At 66.9% G+C, this 513-nt stretch carries 1 protein-coding gene and 1 other annotated feature; the gene reads left to right on the top strand.

What is annotated here, in order from left to right; genetic code table 11:
* The coding region (locus MOPEL_RS17165) for an IS3 family transposase (protein WP_141631221.1) at positions 1-513 on the top strand (513 nt) is incomplete at both ends.
* Positions 51-182: a sequence feature (AL1L pseudoknot), on the top strand. It overlaps the preceding gene by 132 nt.

Below are 513 nucleotides of genomic sequence, written 5' to 3'. Positions count from 1 at the left end.
AAGGAGAACCGCGAACTGCGGCGCGCGAATACGATTCTGCGCCAGGCGAGTGCCTATTTCGCTCAGGCGGAGCTCGACCGCCGACCGTAGACGTCGATGCGTTCATTGCCGCGCACCGCGACGAGCATGGGGTCGAGCCGATCTGCGAGGTCCTGAAAGAGACTGGAATCGCGATCGCCCCAAGCTCCTATTATGCCCGCAAGAGCAGGCCTGTCTCGAAGCGGGCCACAAGTGATGCCGTCATCGACGAACGTCTGCAGGAGCTGCACGAGAAGAACTTCGGCGTGTACGGGGTCCGCAAGATGTGGAAGGCCTATCTGCGGGCCTGGCCCGGTGAGCCGGTCGCACGATGCACCATCGAACGCCGCATGCGAGCGTTGGGCCTGGCTGGCGTGCCGAACGCGCGCACCACCCGGACCACCAGACCCGCGCGGGCGAAGGCCTGCCCGGCCGACCGGCTCCAGCGGGACTTCACCGCGCCGGCGCCGGACCACCGGTGGGTAGCCGACATCA

Origin of the sequence: Mobilicoccus pelagius NBRC 104925, from assembly GCF_000247995.1 — a bacterium.
GTDB classification, from domain to species: domain Bacteria; phylum Actinomycetota; class Actinomycetes; order Actinomycetales; family Dermatophilaceae; genus Mobilicoccus; species Mobilicoccus pelagius.
Note: the sequence above shows the minus strand (reverse complement) of the source record. Positions and strands in the feature narration are given on the sequence as shown.